This is a genomic window from Variovorax paradoxus (assembly GCF_022009635.1).
In the GTDB taxonomy this organism is placed as follows: domain Bacteria; phylum Pseudomonadota; class Gammaproteobacteria; order Burkholderiales; family Burkholderiaceae_C; genus Variovorax.
Genome location: NZ_CP091716.1, coordinates 6,285,349 through 6,309,605, shown reverse-complemented (window position 1 = coordinate 6,309,605; position 24,257 = coordinate 6,285,349). Strand labels below are relative to the sequence as shown.

Sequence of the window (24,257 nt, the reverse complement as noted above, 5' to 3'; positions counted from 1 at the left end):
GCTTGTTCATTCGCCACGTCCGACGACCAATGCATCGACCGCCACGCAGCCGCCGTCGGCCAGCGGCCGCGCGATCAGCGGGTTGATCTCGGCGCTGTCCAGCGAGTCACCGGCGCGCAGCGCGAAGCCGGCCAGCGCGCACAGCGCATCGGCGATCGATTCGAGGTCGACCGGCGCACGGCCGCGCGCGCCGTCGAGAATCGCGAAGGCGCGCAGTTCGCGCACCATGGCCAGCGCGTCGTCGCGCGCGATCGGCAGCGCGCGCAGCGACACGTCGCGCAGCGTCTCGACGTGGATGCCGCCCAGGCCGAACATCAGCACCGGGCCGAACACCGGGTCGCGGTGCACGCCCGCGATGCATTCGACGCCGCCGCCCAGCATGCGCGCCACCAGCGCGCCATCGAGCCGCGCATCGGGCCGCGCGGTGAGCGCGTGGTCGCGCGTGCGCTCGAAGGCCGCGCGCGCCTGCGCCGCGCCGCGCAGGCCGAGCGCCACGCCGCCGACATCCGACTTGTGCGGAATGTCCGCGCTCACGATCTTCACCACCACCGCGTCGCCGATGGCTTCGGCGGCGGCTGCCGCCTCGTCGGCGCTGCGCACCACGCGGTGCTCGACCACGGGCACGCCGGCTTCGGCGAGCAGCGACAGCGCGTCGGGCTCGGACATGGTGCCGGGCGCGAGCTTCAGCGGATTCGATGGGGGCGTCGAATCCGCCGAGCGCGCCGCGCCGGTCTTCAACCCGGCCAGCGCGGCAATCGTGCGGATGCCGTCCGACGGATCGGCGAACACCAGGCAGCGCATCGCTTCCAGCTCGGCGCGGCGCTCGGGCGCCAGCAGCGTGCTGATGGCGAGCAGCGTGTCGGGGTAGGCCTTGCGCAGCGAGCCCACCAGCTCGCGCAGCACCGGCCAGAACGCATCCGACGCGCCCGCGGCCGCCAGGAAGCCCATCCACGACGCGAAGCCGCGGTCGTCGAGCATCACGCGCGCGCTGCGCTCCAGCAGGCTCATGTCGTTGGTCACCTGCCCGGTGATGTCGACCGGGTTGCGCGGCGCGGCGAAGGGCACCCAGCCGCGCAGCGTGTCCTGCGCTGCATCGCTGAGCGGCTGTACGTCCAGGCCCTGCGCCGAGGCCTCGTCGGCCATCAGCGCGCCCACGCCGCCCGAGAGCGTGAACAGGCCGATCGAGCGGTCGCGTGGCCTGCCGGCCACGGCCGCGCTGTGCGCCAGGTCGAAGAACTCGGTGAGGTTGCGCGCGCGCAGCACCCCGTATTGGCGGAACACCGCGTCGTACACCGCGTCGTCGCCCGCCAGCGCGGCGGTGTGCGAGGCGGCGGCCTGCGCGCCCAGCGCCGTGCTGCCGACCTTGACCATCACCACCGGCTTGCCGTTCGCCTGCGCGAGGGCCAGCGCCGCGCGCAGGCGGGGGCCGTCGCGGCAGCCTTCCATGTAGCCCATGATCACGTCGGTGGCCGGGTCCTGCGCGAGCCAGGCCAGGCAGTCGGCGAACTGCACGTCGGCCTCGTTGCCGGTGGTGGCCCACAGCGACAGGCCCACGCCGCGCGCCCGCGCCATCGAGTACGCATACGCGCCGAACGCGCCCGACTGGCTCACCAGCCCGATGCGCCCCGCCGTCACGCGGCCCACGCCGGGCGCGGGCGAGAAGGTTGCGTAGACGTTGCGCGCGATGTTCATGAAGCCCAGGCAGTTGGGCCCGATGAGCCGCACGCCGGCCGCGCGCGCCTTGTCGCCCAGCCGTGCCTGCGCGGCCGTGCCCTCGGCGCCGATTTCTGCGAAACCCGACGAGAACAGCACCACGCCCTTCACCTTCGCGGCGATGGCATCGTCGAGTGCGCTGTCGACCAGGGCGGCAGGCACGGCGAGGATGGCCAGGTCCACCGGCTGGCCGATGGCGCGCAGGCTGGGCCATGCCTGCAGCTCCTGGATGCGGTCGGCGTTGGGGTTGACCGGGTAGAGCGCGCCGTCGAAGCCGAAGCGGCGCTGGTAGTCGACCGGAATGCCGCCGATCTTCTGCGGGTTGGAAGAGGCGCCGACCACCGCGATGGCGCGCGGCGCGAACAGGGCCGAGAGCGACTCGGCCTGGGAACTGAAGAAATCCATGGAGTGTGGCGTAGAGGTTTCAGAAGTTGTGGCGGATGCCGGTGGCGAGCACGCGCACGCCGTTGCCGCTGTCGGTCGCGACCGCGATGGTCGCGAGCGAGGCCGATGCGCCGTTGCGGTTGAGCAGGCGAAGCCAGCGCGCGTAGAGCACCGTGCGCTTGCTCAGGTAGTAGTCGTAGCCCAGCGTCCAGGCCAGCTGCGAGCGGCCGGTGTCGTCCACCTTGCGCTGCATGGCCTCGAACATGAGGTTCGAGACGGGCGTCACGTTGTAGGTGACGCCCAGGCTCGCCAGCTTCGCCGTCGGCACGCGCGGCAGGTTGGAGCTGTTGCGCACGTAGTTGCCATAGAACTGCAGCCCGATGTCCGGCAACTCGTAGGCGCCGCTCAGCGCCTGGTAGGTGGTGGCGGCCGGGTCGGCCACGGGCGCGGACGCCGAGCCGGAGCGCGCGCGCTGGAACGCATAGGCGATGTAGTAGGGCTTGCGCGACCAGCCCAGGCTGCCGCCGTAGAAGTTGCCGCTCTGGTGGCTGGGCGCGCTCGATTCGCCCGGCGCGTAGGCGATGTCCGCGAAGAAGTCGCTGCTGGCCGGCGTGCGGTAGCGAATCATGTTGCTGGCGCGGGCCGCGAAGGGCGTGAGCCCCGGCTGCGCGTCGGTGGCGGCCACCAGGTTGATCGGAGAGAACACCGAGTTCACGCCGTACGGGTCGGCCTTGAACAGCGTGTAGAACATCGGCGTGTACATGCGGCCCGCGTCGATCTGCCCCCACGGCCCGGAAAGGCCGACGAAGGACTGCCGGCTGAACGACATGGCGGGCCCGGGCAGGGTGCCGTTGCCGGTGTCGGGCGCGAAGCCGCTTTCCAGCGTGAAATGCGCGCTGAGCCCGCCGCCGAGGTCTTCGGTGCCGCGAAAGCCCAGGCGCGAGGCGGTCTGGCCGCCGTCCTCGAGCCGCTTCGACGAGGTGATGCCCGACTTGGCGAAGGCCATGTACAGGTCGACCGTGCCGTAGATGGTCACGCTGCTCTGCGCCGGCGTGAGCGAGGAGTAGGCCGCCAGCACGAGGCCGGCGGCGACTGTCTTCTTCATGTGTTGTTGTCTCCGGTGAGGCTTGCCGCATGCGCTTGCATGCCGGTGCCGCTTGTGTGCTTGTCGATGTCCGGTGCTTACGATAGAAACGACAGCCTCCCGAATCTGTCAACGCTTTGACAGATTCATGAACATCACGGCAGGGAGAACCCGCTGACCCGATCGACCCCTTCCACCCCCCGCAACGCAGAGGAGAGCGCCGCGCTCCTGGAACGCGCGCTGCGCTGGAACGAACTGTTCTCGCGCTGGCCCGACGCGCGCCGCGCGGAGCTCATGAAGTCGGCGCGCATGGAGCGCTACAGCCGGCGCACGCAGGTGCTGGCGCACGACCGCCACCGGCGCGAGCTGCTGGTGGTGGTGTCCGGCTGCCTCGAGATCAGCAGCATGAGCAGCAACGGCCGCAAGTACGTCAACGCGCTGCTGGGCCCCGGCCAGGTGGCGCCGCTGGTGCGCCTGCTGGAAGACGTGCCGCTGCCCTACGACTACCACGCGCACGAAGACTCGGTGATCGTCCACTTGCCCAGCGATGCGGTGATCGCGGTGCTCGACGCCGAGCCGGTGCTGTGGCGCGACGTGGCCAAGCTGGGCCTGCAGCGCCAGCGGCTGAGCATCGTGCTGCTGCAGAACCAGATGCTCAACTCGATCCACGGCCGCGTGGCGGCCACGCTGATGAGCCTGGTCCACTTCTACAGCGGGCAGGGTCCGGGGCAGGCGGCGGCGGAAGACGACGCCGGCCCGCTGCTGCGCCTGTCGCAGAACGACCTGGCCTCCATGCTCGGGCTCTCGCGCCAGACCATCAACAAGGAACTGGGACGCCTGGTGGAAGAAGGCGCCATCGACATGCGCTACAAGCGCATCCGCATCGTTAACGCCGAGCGGCTGGCCCGCATTGCCGCGGGCACCTGAGCCGGACGCTCAGGGGTGGATCTTCTCGCCCTTGGCCAGCATCTCGACGAACTGCGCGATGCGGCGCGCGCGGGTCTCGGGCTTCTTCGCGCCCTGGGTGCGGAACAGCACGGCGAAGCGGTTGCGCGAGTCGAGCGTGGCGAAGAACTTCGCGGCCTTCTTGTTGGCGTCCAGCGCGGCCTGCAGGTCGGGCGGCACGGTGGCCGCGGCGACGCCCTCGTAGGCCGCGTCCCAGCGGCCGTCGGCCTTCGCGCGTTCGATCTCGGCATGGCCGGCCGGCTGCATGCGGCCTTCCTCGATGAGCTTCAGCACCTTGGCGCGGTTGATCTGCGACCAGGTGCTGCGCTTGGTGCGCGGCGTGAAGCGCTGCAGGAAGTATTGCGCGTCGTCGCTCTTGCGCTGGCCGTCGATCCAGCCCCAGCACAGCGCTTCTTCCAGCGCGGCCGGGTGGTCGATGGAGGCGATGCCGCTGTCTTTTTTTGCGATGCGCAGCCACACGCCGGCGGCGTTGCCATGGTGGCGCTCGAGCCAGCGCGCCCACGAGGCCGCGTCGGCGCACTCGACGGGCATGTCGTGCGCGACGCGCTCCGCGTCTTTGGCCGCCTTGCTCACGGCACCCACCAGTAGCGCAGCGCGTGGAAGTAGATGGGCGCCGCGAAGATCACCGAGTCGAGCCGGTCGAGCATGCCGCCGTGGCCTTCGATCATCGAACCCCAGTCCTTCACGCCGCGGTCGCGCTTGATGGCCGACATCACCAGGCCGCCGAAGAAGCCCATGAGGCAGATGGTCAACGCCATCAGCGCCGCCTGCCACGGGTTGAAGGGCGTGGCCCAGTACAGCGCCGCGCCCAGCGCGGTGGCGCTCGCCACGCCGCCGACCAGGCCTTCCCAGGTTTTGGAAGGCGACAGCTCGGGCGCCACCTTGCGCTTGCCGAAGAGCTTGCCCCACACGTACTGCAGCACGTCGCTGCCCTGCACCACGATCACGAGGAAGGCGATCAGCAGCAGGTTGCGGCCCTCGAAGCCGGGGATCTGCAGCGTCAGCAGCGCGGGCACGTGGCTGATGCAGAACACGCACACCATCAGGCCCCATTGGATCTTCGAGGTGCGCTCCAGGAAGCGCTGCGTGTCGCCGCCCACCGCCGCCAGAATGGGCAGCAGCAGGAAGGCATAGACCGGGATGTAGATGGCGTAGAGCCCGTACCAGTCGATCCAGATCAGGAAGTACTGCCCCGGCAGCGCGAGGTAGAAGGCCAGCGCGATGGCGCCGTGGTCGCCGCGCCGGGTGTAGGCCAGGCTGATGAACTCGCGCAGCGCATAGAACGAGATCAGGTAGAACAGCACGATCACGCCGCCCTTGCCGAAGGCGAAGGCGATGCCGATCACCGCCACCATCACCCACCACGCGTTGACGCGGGCGTTGAGGTTGTCGATCACCGAGTTGGGCTGGCCGTGCGCCACGCGCCACTTGAGCAGCGCGCCGATGGCCGAGGCCAGGATCAGCACGCCCGCGACGCCGCCGAACAGCTCCAGCGTGGTCTGGGTGGAAGCGGAGATGTTCATGGCGTCGTCGTCTTCGTTTTTTCTTGTTCGGGCACGCGGTCGTATTCGGGGCGCATGTCGAGCATGGCGGCGCGCGCCCGCGCCAGGAACGACACCTTGTCCTCGCCTTCGCCCAGCGTGATGGGCGTGCCGAAGCGCACCGTGCAGGCCAGCGGAATCGGCAGCAGCACGCCCTTGGGCAGCACGCGCTTCAGGTTCTCGATCCACACCGGCACCAGCCGCACGTTGGGGCAGGCGCGCGCCAGGTGGAAGAGGCCGCTCTTGAGCGGCAGCAGGATCTCGTCGCCGGTGTTGCGCGTGCCTTCGGGGAACATGATGAGCGAGTCGCCGCCTTCCAGCGCCTTCTTCATCTGGTCGACCGGGTTGCCGCCCTGGCCTGAGCCGTCGCGCCGGATCATGAGCGCGTTGAACACGTCGCGGCCGATGAAGTTGCGCAGCTTCGAGGCCTCCCAGTAGTCCTGCCCCGCCACCGGCCGCGTGAGCGCGCGAAGGTCGGGCGGAAGCGTCGCCCAGAGCAGCACGAAGTCGCCGTGGCTGGTGTGGTTGGCGAAGTACAGCGTCTGCTCGGCCTTGGGGCTGGTGCCCGACCAGATGGCGCGCACGCCGGTCAGCAGGCCGGCCACGCCGATGATGAGCTTGCCCGCCACCACGGCGAGCCCGCGCCGCAGCACCGTGCTTTCGGACGGCGGCGTGTCGTTCTTGTTGTTGTCGTCTGCTTCGGTCAAGAGATGTCCTGTGTCATCAAGGCAAGGAGGAACATGGCGCTCTGGCAGGCCACCACGATGGCATGGCGCTGCATGAGCTGGCGGGTGCCGGCCACGCGGTCGTCGAGCGGGCGGGCGGCGTGCTGCGAGGACGGCGGCGGCTCGCGCAGTCCGAGGGACGCGAGCGCGCGGTCGAGCGCGTCGAGCGAGGCGACGGTGTTGCGCGCCAGGCCGTCGAACAGCGCCTCGTCGAAGCGCAGCCGGAACGCGAAGTAGCGCTCCAGCGCGCCGAGGATCACCACCGCGCCGAAGCCCATGGTCGAGGTGGTCGAGAGCGAACGCAGCGTGAGCGCCAGCACCAGCGCCGAGATGCAGGTGAGCGCGAAGCCCCAGAGGGCCAGCACCGTCATGGCGCGCAGCAGCGCCGCGAGCGCGGCGCAGGTGGTTCTGTCGTTGTCATCGGTCATGGGGCGGCACCTCCTGCAAGGGCGTGAGCGGCTCCAGCGACATGCGCCAGGCGTCCCGCAGCACGATCTGCGGCCGTGCCCGGCGCACCGTGTCCTCGGCCCGGGCGATGCCGCCGGCCCGGCCGTAGCGGCCCAGCCAGGCGATCACCGCGGCCGCGCTGCGCGAGAAGCCGAGCGCGCAGCAGACCCACACTGTGGCACCGTCCGCGCTCCCGCGCTGGCCTTCGATGACGGCCGCCGCGCGCCGCAGGCGAACGGTGGGCGGCACCGTCAGGTCGAGCAGCGGCACGCAGCGCGCATGCGGCACGCCGGGCGGCAATTGCAGCTCGGCGCACAGGCTCACCAACCGGGGCTTGCCGGCGGCCAGCCATTCGGCGTGCGTCGGCCGGCGGCCGAGCCGCAGGCCGGGCACCACCTCGACCGACGCCGGCAGCTTGCGCGTCCAGAGCCAGGCGTTGAGGGCGGCGCCCAGGCGATAGGGCGCGAACAGCCAGCGCGCGGCCCAGCCCATGCGGCCATGCGCGTTCATCTGGAAGCCGCGCGCGCCGAAACCCGCGTAGTTGAGCGCCACCAGCGCGAGCGACGCGGCCGGCCACGCCAGCCACAGCGCGATGCCGCCGCCGTGGAGCGCGGCCGCCAGGAACAGCGCCGCGCCCACGGCGTAGAAGCCCGCCAGCTTCCAGCGCTGCGGATCGCGCGTACAGCGCCATGCGCGCGGCATCGACACCTTGCGCTCCAGCGGCCACAGCCAAACGCAGAACAGGCCGAGCAGCGCGCCGGTCGGGATGTCGATGAAGTGGTGCTGCCATGTCGTCAGCACCGACGCGCAGATGGCGAAGGCCCACGCATGCAGCACCAGCCGCGCCCACAGCGGACGGATGAACTGCCGATACCAGTCCCACAGGATCACCGCCAGCGCGATATGCAGCGACGGCGCCTGGTTGAAGGGCTGGTCGAAGCCGCGCAGCGCGTTGAAGAGGAAGGCCGGAGCGCCATCGACCGGCGGCTGCCCGAAGCTGAAGTGGAGCGGCCAGAGGATGAAGCAGGTGCAGGCGACCAGCGTGGCCGTCACCAGCCGCAGCGCATGCCGGTCGAGCGTGTGCTTGCCGCGCGCGAGGAAGAGCGACAGCGCGTAGAAGGCGTTGATCGTCCAGTACGGGAAGATCGTCCACGGCCAGAACGGTATCTGCCGCTCCCAGTCGAAGGCCATCGACGGCACGTGGGCCCGCGTGGTGGCCCACCAGTTGGCGAAGCCGTAGGTCGCATAGAACAACGGCCCGAGGAAGACCAGCCATGCGGCGGCGCGCTTCCAGGGCCGTCGTGCCAGCCGGGCGCTCATCGCTCGGTGCGCACCGCCAGCGACACCGTGAAGATGCCCCACTCGTCGACCCGCTGGTCGATCTTGCGAAAGCCCGCTTCCTCCACCAACTGGTCCATCTCGAACTGGGTGCGGCGGCGCATCACCCAGGCCTCGCCCTGGCGGTGGCTGGTGAGAGCGCGCGCGATCATCTCGAGCTGCGGATGCCAGGGTTGGCCGGTGTAGACCAGGTAGCCGCGGTCTTCCACCGCGTCGCCCACGCCCGCGAGCGAGCGGCGCACCATCTCGTTGTCGGGGAAGAGCTCGTACAGGCCCGACACCACCGCCAGCGTGGGCCGCGGCGTGACGCTGGCGAGGCTCATGCGGTCGAAGGCGTCGGCCTGCACGAACTGCGCGACATCTTCCAGGCCCTTCTCGGCGATGAGCGCGCGGCCGTCGCGCACGTTGATGTCGCTGTAGTCGCGCAGCAGGATCGAGCTGGCCTTGACCGGGCTCGCCAGCACCGCGTCGAGCACGTAGCGGCCGTGGCCGGCGGCGATGTCCATCACGCGCACCTCGCGGTGCATCTCGGCCAGCCGCTCCATCGCGATGCGAAGTAGCTCCTCGACGTGGATCTTGCGCTGGCGGATGCCGCGCCAGCCGATCGACTCCAGGTAGGTCTTGTCGATCGAGCGGCCGATGAACGAGCTGCCCCTGGGCTGGTTGCGGTACACGTAGTCGAGCGTGCTGCCGGAGTCGAAGCCGGTGTCGTGACCCAGCTTGATGCCCTCGGACATCTTGCCGCCCAGCTTCAGCCCGGCGCGGGTCATGGCCCAGTAGGCGCCGCGCGGCGACAGGGGAGAGAGCGGCTCGGCCAGCGCGCGCGACTCGTCGGCCGTGTCGCCGCTCAGGTGCGCCTCGCGGCGGTCCACCGGCACGGCCGGCTCGTCGAAGCGCTGCAGGATGAATTCGCGGATCTGCGCCACGGCCGGCGCGCGGTCTTTCTCGCCCAGCGTGTCGTGGAAGAAGCCCGGCAGTTCGGTCTTGGTCTTCACCGCGCTGCCCAGCCGGTCGAAGAACCGGTGCTGCGGCTTGTGGTGCACCACCCAGTCGGCGCCCGAGATGAGCAGCTGCACCGGCAGCGTGATCGCGTTGGCGTCGGCCACCACGCGGTCGGCCGCCTCGTACAGGCCGAGCAGGATGTTCACGGCGATGGGCCGGCTGATGAGCGGATCGCTCTCGTAGCTGGCGATGCGCTCGGGGTCGTGCGTGAGGAACTTGGCCTTCACGTAGCTGTTGACGAAGAACAGCCCGCGCAGCTTGTGCATCAGCGCGAGGCCGGGCCGCGCGAAGGGCACGTAGAGCTTGACCTTGAAGGCCGGCGAGGCGAGCGTGAGGCCGCGCACCTTGGGCGCGTAGTCGTGCGCCCAGGTGGCGATCAGCACCGCGCCCACGCTCTGCGCGACCACGTGGATGTCTTGTTCGGGCACGCCGTGCGCGGCGCCGATGTGCTGCACGAAGGTCTGCACGTCGCGCACCGAGGTGCCGAAGCTGGGGCTGTAGCCGCGCTGGCCCGGAGAGCGGCCGTGGCCGCGCGCGTCCCAGGCGAAGAAGTCGAAGTCGGGCAGGTCCAGTTCGTCGACCAGGTGCGCCATGCGCGCGCCGTGCTCGTGGCCGCGGTGGAACAGCAGGATGGCGCCGCGCCGTGCGCCGCCGGTGGCGGGCCAGTGGCGGTAGAACAGCGATTCGCCGTCGTGCGTCTGGAAATGGTGTTCGTGCGGAACGCGTTGCGTGATGTCGGTCATTGAATCCCTGTGAGTCTTTGTTTTATGTCAGTGGCGGGCGGGGATGCCTGCCTCGGCCTCGGCCAGCGCGCGGCGGATGCGGTTGGCGGTAGTCCAGGCCACCAATGCCGCCAGCAGCGGCATCAGCCATGCCGTCCAGCCCGGCAGCGGCCAGCCCAGCGCCACGTAGAGGCCGAGCGCGCCGAACACGAAGGCCCGGTCGCTCTTGCCCAGCGGGCCGTCGTAGCGGCGCGAGGCGCCCACCGTGGGACCGAGCGCGCCGGCGAATTCGCTCAGGCCTGCCAGCACGATCACCGTGCCGACCCAGAAGCCGCTGAAGGGCGCCACCAGCGCGAAGGGCAGGTAGAGCGCGGCGTCGGACACCACGTCGGTCAGTTCGTTGAGGAAGGCGCCCAGCTTGCTCTGCTGGTTGTGCTCGCGTGCCAGCATGCCGTCGATGGCATTGAAGGCCATGCGCAGGAACATCCACAGCGGAATGAGCCCGAAGGCGGCCAGCGAGGGCGCGGCGAAGAAGAGCCAGAGCCCGAGCACCACCGACACGACACATGCCGCCAGCGTGACCTGGTTGGCGGTGACGCCCATCGCATGCAGGCGGACCACCAGCGGCCGCAGCAGGGCCTGGAAACGCGGCTTCAGTTCGTAGATCGACACGTGCTGGCTTCCCCTCGTTCGTTATGTGGCCGGAGCATTCTGCCAGTGTGCAGGTACTAAACTCGTAGGCGAAAAACCCTCTCTCATGACTATCCAGACAGACGATTTCGCGCCCGTTCCCCAACGCGTGGTGTCCGCGGCACCTGCTTCGCCCAACGAAGAGGCGATAGAGCGGGCCTTGCGACCCAAGCTGCTGGACGAGTACGTCGGCCAGGCCAAGGTGCGCGAGCAGCTCGAGATCTTCATCGGCGCCGCGCGCAAGCGCAAAGAGGCGCTCGACCACGTGCTGCTGTTCGGCCCGCCCGGCCTGGGCAAGACCACGCTGTCGCACATCATCGCGGCCGAACTGGGCGTGAACCTGCGCCAGACCTCCGGCCCCGTGCTCGAGAAGCCCAAGGACCTGGCGGCGCTCCTGACCAACCTGGAGCCGAACGACGTGCTCTTCATCGACGAGATCCACCGCCTGAGCCCGGTCGTCGAGGAAATCCTGTACCCCGCGCTGGAGGACTACCAGATCGACATCATGATCGGCGAAGGCCCCGCGGCGCGCAGCATCAAGCTCGACCTGCAGCCCTTCACGCTGGTGGGCGCCACCACCCGCGCCGGCATGCTGACCAACCCGCTGCGCGACCGCTTCGGCATCGTGGCGCGGCTGGAGTTCTACACGCCCGAGGAACTGGCGCTCATCGTGCGCCGCAGCGCCGGCCTGCTCAAGGTGGAGACCGACGCCGCCGGCGGCTTCGAGATCGCCCGTCGCTCGCGCGGCACGCCCCGCATCGCCAACCGCCTGCTGCGCCGCGTGCGCGACTATGCCGAGGTCAAGGGCAACGGCCGCATCACCGAAGACATCGCGCACAAGGCGCTGGCCATGCTCGACGTCGATCCGCAGGGCTTCGACCTGATGGACCGCAAGCTGCTGGAGGCCGTGATCCACCGCTTCGACGGCGGTCCGGTCGGGCTGGACAACGTGGCGGCCAGCATCGGCGAGGAGCGCGACACCATCGAGGACGTGATCGAGCCCTATCTCATCCAGCAGGGCTATTTGCAGCGCACGCCGCGCGGGCGCATCGCCACGCTGGCGGCCTACCGCCACCTTGGCGTGGCACCCCCGTCGGGCCGCGGCGACGTTCCCGACCTCTTCGGAGCCTGAGCATCCCATGCACACCCATGACCTGAGCGCCTGGCGGCACGACCACCACTTCGGCGCGGACAACACCTCCGCCGAGCGCAGCACGCGTCTCGTGATGTGGATCACCGCCGTGATGATGGTGGTCGAGATCGGCGCCGGCTGGTGGTTCAACTCGATGGCGCTGCTGGCCGACGGCTGGCACATGAGTTCGCACGCGCTGGCCATCGGCCTGAGCGCCTTCGCCTATGCCGCCTCGCGGCGCTATGCGCGAGACCCGCGCTTCGCCTTCGGCACCTGGAAGATCGAGGTGCTCGCCGGCTTCGCCAGCGCGCTGGCGTTGCTGGGCATCGCGGTGCTGATGATGGTGGGCTCGCTGGAGCGGCTGTGGTCGCCCGCGGCCATCCACTACCCCGAAGCGATCTCGGTGGCGGTGCTGGGGCTGGTGGTCAACCTGGTCTGCGCGCGGCTGCTGGGCGGGGCGCACCACCACGGCCATGATCACGGGCACGACCATGGGCATCACCATGCGCACGACGGCCACGGGCATGACCTGAACCTGCGTTCCGCCTACATCCATGTGGTGGCCGACGCCGCCACCTCGGTGCTGGCCATCGCCGCGCTGCTGGGCGGCTGGTTCTACGGCTGGGCCTGGCTCGACCCCGCGATGGGCATCGTCGGCGCGGTGCTGGTGGCGGCCTGGGCCAAGGGGCTGCTGAAGGAAACCGGCAAGGTGCTGCTCGACCGCGAGATGGACCATCCGGTGACCGAAGAAATCCGCGAAGGCGTCGAGACCCTGCTGGCCGATTCGGAAACCCGCGTGGCCGACCTGCACGTGTGGCGCGTGGGCCGCGAGGCCTATGCCTGCGCGCTCACCGTGGTGACCCACTCGGCGACGCTCACGGCCGACCAGGTGCGCGCCTGCTTCTCGATGCACGAGGAGATCCGCCACTCGACGGTGGAAATCCAGCGCTGCGTCGATTAGGTCTTGGCTCCTTCCCCCGCTGGGGGAAGGCTGGGATGGGGGCGGGCAGGGCGTTCATCGCGAGCGCCGCTTGCCCCCACCCCTGCCCTCCCCCGGGAGGGGAGGGAGAAATACAAAGTCAGCCCCTGGGCCGCGCGTTCCGCACGATCAACATCTGCGCGGTGTAGTAGGTGCCCAGCACCCACAGCGCCGCCAGCGGCAGCGGCGTGACGAAACGGTTCGTCGCCAGCAGCGAATCGCTCAGCATGAAGAAGCACGCACCCACCGCCACCCACCGCGCGGACGGGTCCGCGTCGCGCAGCACGGCCGCGCGCCCGATGGCCTGCGCCGCCATGCAGGCGATCACCACCACGTAGGCGCCGACCGGAATCCGCAAGGCCGCGGGCAGGCCGCCCTGCCAGAGGAAGGCATACATGCCCGCGCCGATCAGCAGCGTCGCCGCCAGCACCCCGCGGCGCGGAAACATGCCGACCCCGATGCTGAACAGCGCGATGTACGCCAGGTGCGCCAGCAGGAAGCCCACGAGTCCGGGCACGAACAGCGTCTGCGGGCCCATGAGCAGTACGTCGCCCGCGAGCGAGGCCACCAGCCCGGTCAGCAGCAGGCCGTCGAAGCCCGTCACCGCGCCGGACGCCATTGCCCGCCGCGCCGCGAAGAAGATCGCGATGGCCAGGGCCAGCGGCTTGAAGATGTAGTGCAGCCAGCCGATGCCCAGCGCCGAGCTGGCCGTGGCCAGGGCGGCGGCCTCGACCAGCAGTACTTCGGTCACCGTCAGGCGCCCCTGCAGCGCGCCGCCGATGGCCCACAGGCTCGCTGTCAGCGCGGCCAGCCAGACGGCAGCGCGCGGCAGCGCGGTGACATCGGAGAACCACAGGAAGACCATGGCGCAGCCGACCAGCAGCAGGAACTGCAGCCCCGCGAACCACTGCACGCCGCGGCTCACCTCGGGTTCGTACCGCGTCACCCTGGCGATGTCGAAGGCCGGCTTCGGAAAGCGCGCCGCCACGTCCGCCGGCCGCCATCCCGGCGGCTTGAGCCACACGCGCAGCTTGTCGGCCCAGCTCTTCGCGTGCCATGAGTCCTTGGCCAGCGCCCAGTACACCTCGGCGTTGGCCCACAGCGGGTCCCAGCTGCGCAACTCGCCGCGCGTGCCGTACACGCAGCGCTCGCCTTCCTCGCGGAAGGTGCCGAACATGCGGTCCCACACGATCAGGATGCCGCCGTAGTTGCGGTCCAGATATGGGTCGTTCACCGCGTGGTGCACCCGGTGGTTCGACGGCGAGCAGAACCAGCGGTCGAACCAGCCCAGCTTGCCCACCTGCTCGGTGTGCACCCAGAACTGGTACAGCAGATCGATGAGCGCCACCACGCCGAACACCAGCGGCGGCACGCCCGCCACCGCCATCGGCAGGTAGAAGATCCAGCCGAACAGTGCGCCGCTGGAGGTCTGCCGCAGGGCGGTCGACAGGTTGTAGTGCTGGCTCTGGTGGTGCACCACGTGCGCCGCCCACAACACGGCCGACTCGTGGCCCATGCGGTGCAGCCAGTAGTAGCAGAAGTCGTAGAACAGCAGCGCCAGCAGCCAGCCGTACCAGGTGGTCCAGAAGTCGCGCGCCGCCTCCAGCGGAAACAGCGCCACGGCCGAATACACCGCCGTGTAGATGCCGATGCGCAAGAGGCCGGTGAGCACCGCGCTGATCTGGCTCAGCATGCCCAGGCCGACGCTGTTCACCGCATCGGCGAGGCGGTAGGTGTCCTGTCCCGTGCCCCGGCGGGCCCGCGCGCGCCCTACCGCGAATTCGATCGCGATAAGAAGAAAGAAGACAGGCGTTGCAAGAACGATGATCTGGCCAGGGCGCATCGCGGGATTGTGGCGTTGCCGGGCGGCAACGCGTCACCGGGATGTCACGGGTGTGCCATCGCGTGGTCATCGGGCAGTGGGAGCCTACCCGTCCATGCAACGCGACGACGCTTTCCTTCGCGCATGGCGCGACACCGCGACCCGGGCCCTCGACCCAGAGGACGAAGATCGCGCACGTCCACCCCTGCAATTCCGCACCCTCTGGATCTCCGACCTGCACCTGGGCACGCCCGGCTGCCAGGCCCGCGCCCTGCTCGATTTCCTCAAGCACACCGAGTGCGAGACCCTGTTCCTGGTCGGCGACATCATCGACGGCTGGCAGCTCAAGCGCCACTGGTACTGGCCGCAGGCGCACAACGACGTCATCCAGAAGCTGCTGCGCAAGGCGCGCAAGGGCACCCGCGTGATCTTCATCCCGGGCAACCACGACGAGTTCGCCCGCAAATACCTGCACCACAACTTCGGCGGCATCGACGTGGCCGAGGAATGGATTCACGAAACGGCCGACGGCCGCAAGCTCTGGATCATCCACGGCGACCTGTTCGACGGCGTGATCCAGTGCGCCAAGTGGCTCGCCTACGTGGGCGACTCGCTCTACGAATTCACGCTCAAGCTCAACCGCCACCTCAACTCGCTGCGCGCGCGCATGGGGCTGCCGTACTGGTCGCTGTCCAAGTACCTCAAGGGCAAGGTCAAGCGCGCCGTGAGCTACGTGGGCGACTTCGAGGCCGCCGTGGCCCGCGAGGCCCGCAACCGCGGCGCCCAGGGCGTGGTCTGCGGCCACATCCACCATGCCGAGATGCGCGACATCGACGGCATCCTCTACTGCAACGACGGCGACTGGGTCGAGAGCCTCACCGCACTGGCCGAGCACGCCGACGGCAGGCTCGAGATCATCGACTGGGCCAAGCACATGCCCGTGCCGTCGAAGGCGCAGGCGCCGCGCGAAGCCATCGTCGCCTGAGGGGCGAAGGGCCCCGCCCGATCTTCGTCCGATCCGACGATGCCGCCCGGCCATTCCGGGCGCACACTGCGTGGTGCATTCCAACGGGACGACACCATGGCCTGGACCCTCAGCGCGGCGGAGACCGCATTCCGAGACGAGGTGCGCGACTTCCTCGCGCGCGAGCTGACGCCCGAGCTGCGCGCGGCGGGCCGCCGCTGCAGCGGCATCTTCAGCGACTACGAATACGGCAACCGCTGGCACCGCATCCTCGCGGCGCGCGGCTGGAGCGTGCCGCACTGGCCCGTGGAGCACGGCGGCACCGGCTGGACGCCGATGCAGCACTACCTGTTCGCGAGCGAGCTGGCGGCGGCCGACGCACCGCCGCGCGCGCCCATGGGCCCCGGCATGGTCGCGCCGGTGATCATCGCCTTCGGCACCGAGGCGCAGAAGCGCGCATGGCTGCCCGGCATCCGCTCGGGCGAGGACTACTGGTGCCAGGGCTACTCCGAGCCGCAATCGGGCTCCGACCTGGCTTCGCTGCAATGCAAAGCTGTGCGCGACGGCAACGACTACGTCATCAACGGCACCAAGATCTGGACCACGCACGCGCAGTACGCCAACCGCATGTTCTGCCTAGTGCGCACCGCCTCGGGCGGAAAGCCGCAGCAGGGCATCAGCTTCCTGTGCTTCGACATTCCGACGCCGGGCATCACCATCCGGCCGATCATCAGCATCTCGGGCGACCACGAGCTCAACCAGGTGTTCTTCGACGACGTGCGCGTGCCGGCCGAAGGGCTGATCGGCGAGGAAAACCAGGGCTGGACCATCGCCAAGTACCTGCTGCAGCACGAGCGCGGCGGCGCATGGGCGCCGATGCTGCGCGCGCGCCTGCGCCGCCTGGGCGCTGCGGCCGATGCGGCGTTCGCGGCAGGCACCCGCAACCATGACGAAGCCGGCGACATGGCCCTGCGCCTGGCCGAAATGGATTGCGCCATCGACGCCCTCGAAGCCACCGAGCTGCAGTCGCTGCGCGCGCAGGCACGCGGCGAGCCGCACGGCATTCGCCCGTCGATGGGCAAGGTGCTCGGCTCCGAGCTGCGCCAGCGGCTGACCGAGCTGGGCGTGGAGATCGCAGGCCACTACGCCGCCGCCAGCCTGCCGCTGGACGACGGCCTCGGAGGCGAACTGCCGATTCCGGAAGAGGCCGTGTTCTCGATGTCGGCCTACCTCAACGACCGCGCCGCTTCCATCTATGCCGGCTCCAACGAGGTGCAGCGCAACATCGTCGCCAGCCACCTGCTCGCCCGCTGAGGCCGCCGCCATGAACGACACGCGAACCGAACAGGAAGACACCCTCGCGATGCTGCGCGACAGCCTCGCGCGCTACCTCGACAACCAGCATGGCTTCGAGCAGCGCCTGCATGCGCTGGCCGGTGCCGACGCCGCGCCGCCGCCGTTCTGGCAGGGCCTGTCGCGCGAACTCGACCTGCTGGGCGCAGCCCTGCCCGAGCCTCAAGGCGGCATGGGCCTCGGCATGGCCGCGCACCTCGCGCTGATGGAAACGCTGGGCGGCGCGCTCGCGGGCGAGCCGTACCTGTCCACGATGGTCATCGGCGCGGGCCTGCTGCAACGCCATCCTGGCGCGCCGTCCGATGCATTGCTCGCGCGCGTCGTCGCGGGGCAGGCCGTGCTGGCCTTCGCGCACAGCGAGCCGCAAAGCCGCCACGACCCCGCCGACGTTCAGGCGCGCCTCGTGCGCGAAGGCGACGGCTTCCGGCTCGACGGCCACAAGGCGGTGGTGCAGGCCGCGCCCTGGGCCAGCCACCTGATCGTCACGGCGCGCAGCCGGGGCGCTCCTGGCGACGCGGACGGCCTCTCGCTGGTCGTGGTGCCGAAGGACGCGCCGGGCCTGCGCATGCGCGCCTACCTCACGCGCGACGGCGGTCGTGCCGCCGACATCGTTCTCGACAACGTGCGCTTGCCCGCCGGTGCCCTGCTCGGCATCGAAGGCGAGGCGCTGCCGCAGATCGAGCGCGCGCTCGATGAAGCCACGCTCGCGGTCTGCGCCGAATCCATCGGCGTCATGCGCCGCCTGATGCGCGACACGCTCGACTACGTTCGCCAGCGCAAGCAGTTCGGCGTGCCCATCGCCAGCTTCCAGGTGCTGCAGCATCGGCTGGCCGACATGCACATGGCGCTGGAGCAGGCCGATGCGCTCACCGCGAGCGTGGGCGAATCGATCGACAACGCCACGCCGCACGAGCGGGCGCGCGCCGTGTCGTCCGCCAAGGTGGCGGTCGCCAAGGCCTGCCGGGCCGTGGGCCAGGGCGCGGTGCAGATGCACGGCGGCATGGGCATGACCGAGGAACTGGCCGTGGGCCACTACTTCCGGCGCGCCACGCTCGTCGAAAGCCAGTTCGGCCCGCCCGCATGGCATCTGCGCCGCGTGGCGCGGCTGCGCGGCCCGACTTGATGCACCGGGCGCCGCATTCGTCGTTTTGGACGATGCAGCGCCGCCGCCCGCGCGCCAAGATGGCCGCTCGCAACAGGAGACTAGCCATGGCAGGCCCATTGCAGGGACTACGGGTGATCGAGATGGCGGGCATCGGCCCCGGGCCGTTCTGCGCGATGCTGTTCGCCGACATGGGCGCCGAGGTGCTGCGCATCGAGCGCCCCGGCACGCGCACCGCGCCGCACGACATCCTCGCGCGCGGCCGCAGCACGCTGCAGGTCGACCTGCGCGCGGCGGGCGCGGCGCAACAGGTGCTGGACGCCATCGACAAGGCCGACGTGCTGATCGAAGGCTTTCGCCCCGGCGTGATGGAGCGGCTGGGCCTGGGCCCCGCGCCTTGCCACGAGCGGAACCCACGCCTCGTCTACGGCCGCATGACCGGCTGGGGCCAGCACGGTCCGCTGGCGCACGCGGCGGGGCACGACATCAACTACATCGCGATCAGCGGCGCGCTGCACGCCATCGGCCGCGCCGGCGAGCCGCCGGTGCCGCCGCTGAACTACGTGGGCGACTTCGGCGGCGGCGCGATGCTGCTGGCCTTCGGCATCCTGGCCGCGCTGCACGAGGCGAAGCAGTCGGGGCGCGGCCAGGTGGTCGACGCCGCCATGACCGACGGCGCGGCGCTGCTGTCGGCCATGATGTACGGCTTCAAGTCGGCCGGCCAGTGGAGCAACCAGCGCGGCGAGAACATGCTCGACGGCGGCGCGCACTTCTACGACACCTACGCCTGCGCCGACGGCAAGCATGTGGCCGTGGGCGCCATCGAGCCGCAGTTCTATGCGCTGATGCGCGAGCGCTGCGGCATCGCCGACGACCCGGCCTTCGACGCGCAGATGGACGCCGACCGCTGGCCGGTGCTGAAGCTGCGCATGGCCGACATCTTCCGCACCCGCACGCGCGACGAGTGGTGCGTGCTGCTCGAGGGCAGCGACGCCTGCTTCGCCCCCGTGCTCGACTGGGACGAGGCGCCGGCCCACCCGCACAACGTGGCGCGCGGCACCTTCGCCAGCGTGGGCGGCGTGGTGCAGCCCGCGCCCGCGCCGCGCTTCAGCCGCACCGCGCCGGTGATGCCGCCGGCCGCCGCGCACGACGACGGCCCCGCGCTGCTGCGCCGCTGGGGCGCGGCGGCGGAGGCCGTCGCGCCGCCGGGCGCTTCCTGAGAAGACAGGAAGAGCAGAACAACGAAGAACGGAGACAAGACCCCATGTTCCTCACCCAACCCCTGCACAAGGGCCGGCGCGAAAAAGGCAAGGCCGCCGCCGTGGTCTGCGGCGACACGCGGCTCGACTTCGCCGGGTTCACCGACCGCGTCGCGCGCCTCGGCGCGGTGCTGCGGCAGCTCGGCATGCGGCCGGGCGACCGCGTCGGCATGATGAGCCTCAACTCGCACCGCTTCGTCGAATACTTCTTCGGCACCTGGTGGGGCGGCGGCGTCATCAACCCGGTCAACATCCGCTGGAACCCCAAGGAAGTGGCGTACTCGCTCGACGACTGCGACACCCGCATCCTGCTGGTGGACGACGTCTTCGCGCCCATGGCCGCCGAGCTGCGCGGGCTTTCCAGCTCGCTGCGCACCGTGGTCTATTGCGGCGACGGCGCGGTGCCCGAAGGCATGGTCGGCTACGAGGCGCTGCTCGCCGCCACCGACCCCGCCGAAGACGCGCCGCACGACAGCGACGAGCTGGCCGCCGTCATGTACACCGGCGGCACCACCGGCCAGCCCAAGGGCGTGATGCTCACGCACGGCAGCCTGTGCATCAACGCGCTGGGCACGGTGGCCGCACTGCCGCGCGACACGCAGGACGCCGCGGCCATCGTCGCGGCGCCCATGTTCCATGTGGCCGGCTGCGGCGTGGCGCTGCAGAGCCTCATGCGGCTGGTGCCGGTGCACGTGGTGCCGGTGTTCGACGAGCTGGCGGTGCTGCGCACGCTGCAGTCGGCGCGCATCACCGAGATGTTCCTGGTGCCCACCATGATCAAGCGCGTGATCGAGCATCCGCGATTCGCCGAGTTCGACCTGTCGAGCCTGCGCCTGCTGTCGTACGGCGCGGCGCCCATCGACGCGGCGCTGCTCGACCAGGCCATGCGCGCCTTTCCGGGCACCGCGTTCGCGCAGGTCTACGGCATGACGGAGCTGTCGCCCGTGGTCACCGCGCTGCCGTCCCACTGCCATGCGCCGGGTCCCGACCGCGAGCGCCTGTTGCGCTCGGCCGGCACGCCCATCCCGATCGCCGAGCTGCGCATCGTGGACGGCGACGACAACGAAGTGCCCTTCGGCCAGGTCGGCGAAATCGTCGCGCGCGGGCCGATGGTCATGAAGGGCTACTGGAACAAGCCGAAGGAAACCGAGGCCGCCTTGCGCGGCGGCTGGATGCACACCGGCGACGGCGGCTACATGGACGAGGAGGGCTTCGTCTTCGTGGTCGACCGCATGAAGGACATGATCGTGAGCGGCGGCGAGAACGTGTATTCGGCCGAGGTCGAGAACGCCATCGCGCAGCTGCCGCAGGTGCTGATGTCCGCGGTGATCGGCGTGCCCGACGACAAGTGGGGCGAGCGCGTGCACGCGGTGATCGTGCGGCGCGAAGGCATGGCGCTGGAGGCCGAGGCCGTCATCGCGCATTGCCGCGAGCAGATTGCCGGCTACAAGTGCCCGCGCAGCGTGGAGTTCCGCGACGCGCTGCCGCTCTCGGCCGCCGGCAAGCTGCAGAAGTTCCAGTTGCGCGAGCCCTTCTGGGCCGGCAGGAGCCGCCGCGTCGGCTGACCGAAAAAATACTCAAGGAAGAAGAAAATGCCCATCGATTTCCGCCGCTCCTGGAGCGACGAAGACCTCGAGCTGTACCGCGACAACGTGGTGCGCTTCATCGAGACCGAAGTGCTGCCGCACGACGAGGAAGCGCGAAAGCGCGGCCACGTCGGCCACGAGGTCTGGCGCAAGGCCGGCGCGCTCGGCCTGTTGTGCGCCGACATTCCCGAAGCGTACGGCGGCGCCGGCGGCGACTTCCGCCACGAGGCCGTGTTCTACGAAGAGATGTCGCGCCGCGCGCTCACCGGCATGGCCACCTCGGTGCACGCCATCGTGGCGCACTACTTCCTCAACCACGGCACGGAAGAACAGAAGCTGCGCTACCTGCCGCGCATGGCGCGCGGCGAGATGGTCGGCGCCATCGCCATGACCGAGCCCGGCGCCGGCTCCGACCTGCAGGGCGTGCGCACCCGCGCCGAGAAGGCGGATGGCGGCTATGTCATCAACGGTTCCAAGACCTTCATCACCAACGGCTACCTCGCGGGCGTGGTGCTGGTGGTGGCCAAGACCGATCCGGCGCAGGGGGCCAAGGGCACGTCCATCCTCATCGTCGAGACCGAGGGCTGCGAGGGCTTTCGCGTGGGCCGGGTGCTCGACAAGATCGGCATGAAGGCGCAGGACACCTCGGAGCTTTTCTTCGACGACGTGCGCGTGCCGGCCGACGCGCTGCTGGGCGGCGTGGAAGGGCAGGGCTTCTTCCAGCTGATGAGCGACCTGCCGTACGAGCGCACCATCATCGGCCTGAGCGCGCTGGCCACCATGGAGGGCGCCTACGAAACCACGCTCGACTACGTACGCGACCGCAAGGCCTTCGGCAAGCCGGTTGCCGAGTTCCAGAACACCAAGTTCAAGCTGGCCGAGATCGCGACGCAGATCAAGGTGGGCCGCGCCTTCATCGACCGCTGCGTCGAAGACCTGGTGGCCGGCAAGCTCGACACCGCCACCGCGTCGATGGCCAAGCTCTGGGGCTCGGAAGCGCAGGGACGCGTGATCGACGAGTGCCTGCAGCTGTTCGGCGGCTACGGCTTCATGAACGAATACATGGTGGCGCGCATGTACGCCGATGCCCGCGTGCAGCGCATCTACGGCGGCACCAACGAGATCATGAAGGAAGTGATCTCGCGCGCGCTCTGACCCGCGCCGCCGGTCAGGAAAGGCGCCGGATCTCCGCCCGCGCGATCTCGCGGTGCAGGTGCGACGGCGAGATGCCGATGAAGGCGGTGTACTTTTCGCGCGCCGCGTCGGTGTGGCCAGCCTCCTCGAGCGCCAGCGCCTCCATCGTGAATTCCGTGAAGAGCCGGCTGGCGTCGGCCTCCTTCGGCGAGGCGGCCAGAGACTTGGGCGCGAGCTCGGGCTGCTCGTCGTAGATGCGGCGCTGCACCTCGATCACCTCGATCAGCGCGCGGCCGATGTGCTCGACGTTGTCCTGCACGGGCTCCAGACCGGTCGCATGGACTTCCGTGGCGGCCTGGTCCAGCAGGTGCGACGCCACGCGCAGCAGCTGGTGAATGGACTTGAGCGTCATGGCCGGGCGCCCCGCCTGCAGTCGATGCAGCGGAACGCCGCGGGCGCGCGAGGGCTGGCGAGCTTCGCCGCAACGGCGAAGCCGTGTCTGTCTTGCGTCATCAGTGGTCCTGGCCCAGCTTCGCGGCGAGTTGATTCGCGCGTTCGGCGATCGCGAGGCGCTTGGCCGTTTCGTATCCGTGTTCCTTCACCGAGAAAGCCTTGCTCACGCTGCCCTTGCCGGTGGTGTAGGTGATGGCCAGCCAGTAGCCGGGGTGGCTGGCGTTGGGCGTCTTGAAGTGCACGCCGCTCACGCCGCTGGTGTTGTTGCGCCGGGTGATCTCGGACCTCGAGCGCTTGGCCGAGCGCGGCCCTGGCGAATGGGTCGAAAGGCCCATGCGGATGGCTTCCTCGGCCGGATGCGGCCGCGCCAGCCCCGACATGCGCTCGAGCTGCTGCTCGCGCTCGCGGATCGCCAGCGACTGCGCCGCGTCGCCCAGGTGATCGACGATGAAGTCGGCGCGAAGAATCTCGCCCTGCCCGATGTAGGTCTTGGCCATCCAGGCCCGCACCCGTCCTCCGGCCGACATCTGGTGGAACACGCCCGGCACGCCGGTGCTGTTGTTGGCGCGCAGCTTTTCGGCGCGCTCGCGCCGCGTGGGCGGCGGCATGCTGCGCACGACCGCGTCGCGCCAGTCCTGTGCCTGCAGCAGTGCCTGCGCCTCGCCGCCGTAGCTGGCCTTGCCGAACTGCCTGTAGTAGCGCACGCCGTTGCGCACGATGGAGACTTCGAAACCCCAGGGTCTGACGCAGATGCCGTACATGGCGGCCGGATTGGGGATACCTTTGGGCATTCTCGACGTGCTGCTTTTTTCAGCACCGCAGATGGCGGGCTCCCCGAACTGCGCGGCGCTCGTCGGCGCACGCATTTGCCCGCTATTTTGGCCGATGCGGCATGACGGTTCCGCGAATATGCACGCCCTGCCCGAATGCCGTCGCCGCCGCCGAAGCCTCACAGCCGGGCCTGCCTTGCCTCTGGCGCGCCGGCCGGTGCCGCGCCGCCGAGCGGCAGCGTTTCCTGCAGGTAGGCGATCGGTGCGATGGGGGCAACGGGGGCGATGGCGGTGTCGGTGCGGACGCCGGTGCCGGCGCGGGTGCTGCTGCCCGACAGCTTGGCCTCGAGCTGGCGCTCGCGCTCCGCGATGGCCAGGCGCTTGGCTTCGTCGGGCCCGTGTTCCTTGATCGAGAAGGCCTTGCTCACGCTGCCCTTGCCGGCCGTGTAGGTGATGGCGAGCCAGTAGCCCGGGTGGCCGACGTTGGGTGCCTTGAAATGCACGCCGCTCACCCCGCTGGAATTGGTGCTGCGCCGGATCTCGGACTTCGAGCGCTTGGGCGACAACAGCTCCACAGGCAGTTTGGTCTGGCTCTTGCGGATCGATTCCTCGGCCGGATGCAGACGGGCCAGGCCCGACATGTGTTCCAGCTGCCGCGCGCGCTCTTGGATGGCCAGCGCCTGCGCGTCGCCGCCGGCGGTGCCGACCGGGAAGTCGGTGCGCAGGATCTCGTGTTCTCCGAGGTAGGTCTTGGCGACCCAGGCCCGCACCTTGCCGCCCGACGCGACCTGGCAGAAGACGCCCGACACGCCGGTGGTGTTGTTGGCGCGCAGCTTCTCGGCCCGCGTGCGCCGCGCGACCGGCGGAAAGCTGCGCACGATCTCGTCGCGCCAGGCCTGCGCCTGCAGCAGGGCCTGTTCTTCGCTGCCGTAGCTGGCGCGACCGAACTGCTTGTAGAAGCGGTTGCCGTTGCGCACGATCGAGACCTCGAAACCCCAGGCGCGAGGGGCGATGCCATACATTGGCGCCGGGTTGGGTATTCCTTTGGGCATGGTGGCTCTACTCCTGACGCTCCGCGTGTCTATGGCTCC

The 24,257-nt window shown here is 69.9% G+C and carries 22 protein-coding genes; 9 read left to right on the top strand and 13 right to left on the bottom strand.

What is annotated here, in order from left to right:
• Positions 1 to 6: 6 nt before the first annotated feature.
• Positions 7 to 2,118, bottom strand: coding sequence for an acetate--CoA ligase family protein (locus L3V85_RS29450; protein WP_237676168.1), 2,112 nt, complete (start codon positions 2,116 to 2,118; stop codon positions 7 to 9).
• Between the two features lie 19 nt (positions 2,119 to 2,137).
• Positions 2,138 to 3,202, bottom strand: a complete 1,065-nt coding sequence (locus L3V85_RS29445) for a porin (RefSeq protein ID WP_237676167.1) — start codon at positions 3,200 to 3,202, stop codon at positions 2,138 to 2,140.
• Positions 3,203 to 3,475: 273 nt separating this feature from the next.
• Between L3V85_RS29445 and L3V85_RS29440 the strand changes: the two genes are divergently transcribed.
• Positions 3,476 to 4,108: a Crp/Fnr family transcriptional regulator gene (locus L3V85_RS29440; RefSeq protein WP_237676166.1), complete on the top strand. Its 633-nt coding sequence runs from the start codon at positions 3,476 to 3,478 to the stop codon at positions 4,106 to 4,108.
• Positions 4,109 to 4,117: 9 nt separating this feature from the next.
• Here the strand turns inward: L3V85_RS29440 and L3V85_RS29435 are convergent, their stop codons facing one another.
• The 7 genes from L3V85_RS29435 to L3V85_RS29405 are packed head-to-tail and all read right to left on the bottom strand — an operon-like array spanning position 4,118 to position 10,594.
• The gene (locus tag L3V85_RS29435; RefSeq protein ID WP_237680677.1) at positions 4,118 to 4,678 is read right to left on the bottom strand and encodes a YdeI/OmpD-associated family protein; all 561 of its coding nucleotides are present in this window, start codon (positions 4,676 to 4,678) and stop codon (positions 4,118 to 4,120) included.
• A 38-nt stretch (positions 4,679 to 4,716) separates the two neighbouring features.
• A complete protein-coding gene (locus L3V85_RS29430; protein ID WP_237676165.1) occupies positions 4,717 to 5,670 on the bottom strand; it encodes a phosphatidate cytidylyltransferase in 954 nt (317 codons plus the stop codon).
• Positions 5,667 to 6,341, bottom strand: coding sequence for a lysophospholipid acyltransferase family protein (locus L3V85_RS29425; RefSeq protein ID WP_237680676.1), 675 nt, complete (start codon positions 6,339 to 6,341; stop codon positions 5,667 to 5,669). The genes L3V85_RS29430 and L3V85_RS29425 overlap by 4 nt, the downstream gene beginning before the upstream one ends.
• 50 nt (positions 6,342 to 6,391) lie before the next feature.
• Entirely contained in the window at positions 6,392 to 6,841 is a 450-nt protein-coding gene (locus L3V85_RS29420) for a hypothetical protein (protein WP_237676164.1), read from the bottom strand.
• Positions 6,831 to 8,180, bottom strand: a complete 1,350-nt coding sequence (locus L3V85_RS29415; RefSeq protein WP_237676163.1) for a phosphatase PAP2/dual specificity phosphatase family protein — start codon at positions 8,178 to 8,180, stop codon at positions 6,831 to 6,833. The genes L3V85_RS29420 and L3V85_RS29415 overlap by 11 nt, the downstream gene beginning before the upstream one ends.
• Positions 8,177 to 9,943, bottom strand: coding sequence for a bifunctional alpha/beta hydrolase/class I SAM-dependent methyltransferase (locus L3V85_RS29410; RefSeq protein ID WP_237676162.1), 1,767 nt, complete (start codon positions 9,941 to 9,943; stop codon positions 8,177 to 8,179). The genes L3V85_RS29415 and L3V85_RS29410 overlap by 4 nt, the downstream gene beginning before the upstream one ends.
• A gap of 27 nt (positions 9,944 to 9,970) precedes the next feature.
• Positions 9,971 to 10,594 (bottom strand): CDP-alcohol phosphatidyltransferase family protein, encoded by a 624-nt coding sequence (locus tag L3V85_RS29405; protein WP_237676161.1) that lies wholly within the window; start codon positions 10,592 to 10,594, stop codon positions 9,971 to 9,973.
• A gap of 85 nt (positions 10,595 to 10,679) precedes the next feature.
• Between L3V85_RS29405 and ruvB the strand changes: the two genes are divergently transcribed.
• Entirely contained in the window at positions 10,680 to 11,744 is a 1,065-nt protein-coding gene (gene ruvB / locus L3V85_RS29400) for a Holliday junction branch migration DNA helicase RuvB (RefSeq protein WP_237676160.1), read from the top strand.
• A 7-nt stretch (positions 11,745 to 11,751) separates the two neighbouring features.
• Positions 11,752 to 12,705, top strand: a complete 954-nt coding sequence (dmeF, locus tag L3V85_RS29395; protein ID WP_237676159.1) for a CDF family Co(II)/Ni(II) efflux transporter DmeF — start codon at positions 11,752 to 11,754, stop codon at positions 12,703 to 12,705.
• A gap of 118 nt (positions 12,706 to 12,823) precedes the next feature.
• Here the strand turns inward: dmeF and L3V85_RS29390 are convergent, their stop codons facing one another.
• Positions 12,824 to 14,566: a lysoplasmalogenase family protein gene (locus tag L3V85_RS29390; RefSeq protein ID WP_237676158.1), complete on the bottom strand. Its 1,743-nt coding sequence runs from the start codon at positions 14,564 to 14,566 to the stop codon at positions 12,824 to 12,826.
• A gap of 94 nt (positions 14,567 to 14,660) precedes the next feature.
• Between L3V85_RS29390 and L3V85_RS29385 the strand changes: the two genes are divergently transcribed.
• From L3V85_RS29385 to L3V85_RS29360, 6 genes are all read left to right on the top strand, one after another.
• Positions 14,661 to 15,530: a UDP-2,3-diacylglucosamine diphosphatase gene (locus tag L3V85_RS29385; protein WP_237676157.1), complete on the top strand. Its 870-nt coding sequence runs from the start codon at positions 14,661 to 14,663 to the stop codon at positions 15,528 to 15,530.
• 96 nt (positions 15,531 to 15,626) lie between these two features.
• Positions 15,627 to 16,823 carry an acyl-CoA dehydrogenase family protein gene (locus L3V85_RS29380; protein WP_237676156.1) on the top strand — a complete coding sequence of 399 codons (1,197 nt, stop codon included), beginning with the start codon at positions 15,627 to 15,629 and terminating at the stop codon, positions 16,821 to 16,823.
• Between the two features lie 10 nt (positions 16,824 to 16,833).
• Positions 16,834 to 17,985 (top strand): acyl-CoA dehydrogenase family protein, encoded by a 1,152-nt coding sequence (locus tag L3V85_RS29375; protein ID WP_237676155.1) that lies wholly within the window; start codon positions 16,834 to 16,836, stop codon positions 17,983 to 17,985.
• 86 nt (positions 17,986 to 18,071) lie between these two features.
• Positions 18,072 to 19,184, top strand: coding sequence for a CaiB/BaiF CoA transferase family protein (locus L3V85_RS29370; RefSeq protein WP_237676154.1), 1,113 nt, complete (start codon positions 18,072 to 18,074; stop codon positions 19,182 to 19,184).
• Positions 19,185 to 19,228: 44 nt separating this feature from the next.
• Positions 19,229 to 20,788, top strand: coding sequence for a long-chain-fatty-acid--CoA ligase (locus L3V85_RS29365; RefSeq protein WP_237676153.1), 1,560 nt, complete (start codon positions 19,229 to 19,231; stop codon positions 20,786 to 20,788).
• Between the two features lie 27 nt (positions 20,789 to 20,815).
• A complete protein-coding gene (locus L3V85_RS29360) occupies positions 20,816 to 21,964 on the top strand; it encodes an acyl-CoA dehydrogenase family protein (protein ID WP_237676152.1) in 1,149 nt (382 codons plus the stop codon).
• 13 nt (positions 21,965 to 21,977) lie between these two features.
• Here the strand turns inward: L3V85_RS29360 and L3V85_RS29355 are convergent, their stop codons facing one another.
• The 3 genes from L3V85_RS29355 to L3V85_RS29345 form a co-directional block, all read right to left on the bottom strand.
• Complete coding sequence (locus L3V85_RS29355; protein ID WP_237676151.1) at positions 21,978 to 22,355, bottom strand: hypothetical protein; 378 nt, start codon at positions 22,353 to 22,355, stop codon at positions 21,978 to 21,980.
• Positions 22,356 to 22,455: 100 nt separating this feature from the next.
• Entirely contained in the window at positions 22,456 to 23,187 is a 732-nt protein-coding gene (locus L3V85_RS29350) for an AP2/ERF family transcription factor (RefSeq protein WP_237676150.1), read from the bottom strand.
• Positions 23,188 to 23,345: 158 nt separating this feature from the next.
• Entirely contained in the window at positions 23,346 to 24,218 is an 873-nt protein-coding gene (locus L3V85_RS29345; protein ID WP_237676149.1) for an AP2 domain-containing protein, read from the bottom strand.
• Positions 24,219 to 24,257 lie beyond the last annotated feature (39 nt).